We start from the raw sequence: 2,473 nt of genomic DNA on the forward strand, positions 1-2,473 counted from the left end.
CGTCCGATCCATACTTCAACCCCTTCGTACGATCTCCAATCGAATAGCGATCAATCGGGTTGGCAACCAGATGGCGCGCAGGGAGGTCATAGAGCGTCATCGACCAGAAAAATTTCACGGGAGGCAGATCTTTTTTCTCGAAGTGCAGGACGTAAGGTTGGGCGCCCACCAATTGGTTCTTGTCGGCATCCAGGCGATAACCCACGTAGACCGCTTCTTCCTTCGTGTTCCCGTAGATACCCATGGCAGCGCCTACCGCACGCTTCACATAGTCGTTCTTCATGTCCGCACGCGAGCCGAAGAGGCCGAACCCACTGGTCGTTGCCTTTTCCGCGGCGCCCAATGCCTGCTTTGCATCGCTCACGCCGCGTGCCAGTGCGTCGCGCATGGCCGGATCGAGTTTGGACGGGTCGAAGGGCTTACCCGGCGCAATCCCTATCTTCGCGAAACGCTGCATGAGTTCCACCTCCGACGGATTGGTCGGCTGTGTGAATTGCAGAAGGAAGTTCAGGTATCCGATGAAATCGATGGACGTGGCCCGGGCCTCGTCCCACTGCGGATAGATCACTGCCTGGGGCTCCGGCGGAGCTGCGGTGTGCTCGAACGAGGACAGCGGCGTTAGTTTGTATTGGTTCTGGATGGCGACCACATTCCTCACGTCGGACGGTCCATTCAGCGCGGTGCGGCCAAGCGTCATGACGAGATCGGTTTCCGACTTGAATACCTTGTCGATACCCGGCGGCGTCTGGCCGTTCCACGCCGGTCCCGCGATCATGTAGTGGCCCGCCTTATTGCCAGTTGTGCGTGACCCGACATAGGCAAAGTTATAGGTGAACAGGTCGACCCACTGAAATACGTAATACCGGTCCGCGGGAATCTCGGGTACTGATAATACCCACGGCTCGCGACGCAGATCGAGCCATGCCCATGAATAAGGGGTGTCATTGTTGGGCGTAACGATTTCCTTATTCTCCGGGCCGTAAGGCTGCGAATAGTGGCGGAAACTGCCGAATCCGCCGACGTATGCTTTTGACGTCTCGTCTTGCGTTTGCTGGTAAAGCGTCTTGTAATTAAAAAGCAGTGGATATGCATATATAAATGCATCTTTGGCGATCGCCTGAGCTTCTTCAGGCGATGCCGTACTCATATCCCGCTGCGCGGATGCCGGTGAAATTCCGGCAAAAAAAACGGAACTTAGCAGGATTGCCGATCTAATGAACGATTTGTATGACATCTCAACCCCTTTAGTTATTTGCCGAAGGTCATGTTAAGTCCAGCGAAAATCGTGAATTGCGGCACGCCCCTCCCAGAATGAGCGACCGAATACTGGGGTTCGACGAAGGCGTTGTAGATAGTCGAATTGCTTTTCCATGCTTTGCCGGCGCCCAGGCCGACCGGGATGTAGTACGTGCCATGCTGCAGGTCGAAGGTCCATATTCCGGTTGACCGCATATACCATCCACCGGGTAGATTCAAGATTCCGAACGGCTGCGCGGTGAGCGATTGCACCGTGGGCCGACCGCTTTGACCCGCAAACGAGTGCTGCCACTGAACAAGCGCACCCAGGAGGCGCTCTTTTGTCGCGCTCACGGCGACTGCAGCGAGCCCGGCCTGCCATTTTCCCGTGCCGAGACTGGGATCGGTTGCGCTCGGTATTGTGACGAGCGGCCCGACGCCGAGTTGCACATCCCCTTGTGACAGCAGGAAGATATCGAAGAGGTTGATGTCGCCCAGGCCCGTGTTGTAGCCACCCGAGGGGTCGGGGCGCGTGCTGATCGGCACGGTCGCCCGAAAAATTTCAGGTACGCCGATCAACCCGTTTGGACCGACCGGAACGGTAGGCCGAAGCAGGAAGTCATTGGTGTGAGCGCTTGGCCCAAACACGCTTGGCGTGTAGTAATTTTGAATGTTCAATGACCCGGCAAGATTGAGCGGGTTATTGCTTTTATTCGCATCTTCAGCTGAGCTTTGCGCGTAGGCCCTATTGACGTTCGCTATCAATAGCCCGCCGATTATCAAGGTGAGACCAAATGTGAAATTAAGAAGACGATTGTGTCGTTTCATTCCATTCCCGCACGGAAAATTAATGCGCAGAAAACCATTTGCGTGATTTGAATAACGCAAATCAGAACTGCACGAGCCTGCTTCCGTCGCAGAAGCAAGAGGATGAAAAGCGCTTACGCGCTCAGGATGCGCCGATCCACGCGCCTGAAAACAGCTTAACTGGGTGAAGAATGGTGCTTAAATATCTTTACTGCCATGCAGCGCTCCCGTGGAGAGGGCATCTGGGCGCGACTGTCTGGTGCGGGGTATTACCGAGTAAGCTTTCCGGCGGAGCCTTACATTCGTTATGCAATGCTAGCAAACGTTTTTCGCTTATTCAAAATATTTCTGTAAAATTTGATAGATTGAAACGCCAATGGCATTAATTCAAACTAATAGTTACAAACGTTAGTAATCGTTTCGGTAATCC

General features: G+C 54.2%; 2 protein-coding genes. Both read right to left on the reverse strand.

From position 1 onward, the window contains the following. Nucleotides 1-1,147, reverse strand: a 1,147-nt coding sequence (locus WCA53_RS19635; RefSeq protein WP_423914438.1) for a DUF1254 domain-containing protein, incomplete at its 3' end; no start/stop codon positions are given. Between the two features lie 101 nt (nt 1,148-1,248). Further along, the gene (locus WCA53_RS19640) at nt 1,249-1,914 is read right to left on the reverse strand and encodes a hypothetical protein (protein WP_423914442.1); all 666 of its coding nucleotides are present in this window, start codon (nt 1,912-1,914) and stop codon (nt 1,249-1,251) included. Nucleotides 1,915-2,473: the final 559 nt, after the last annotated feature.

Source organism: Caballeronia sp. (assembly GCF_049581465.1).
Taxonomy (GTDB): Bacteria; Pseudomonadota; Gammaproteobacteria; order Burkholderiales; family Burkholderiaceae; genus Caballeronia.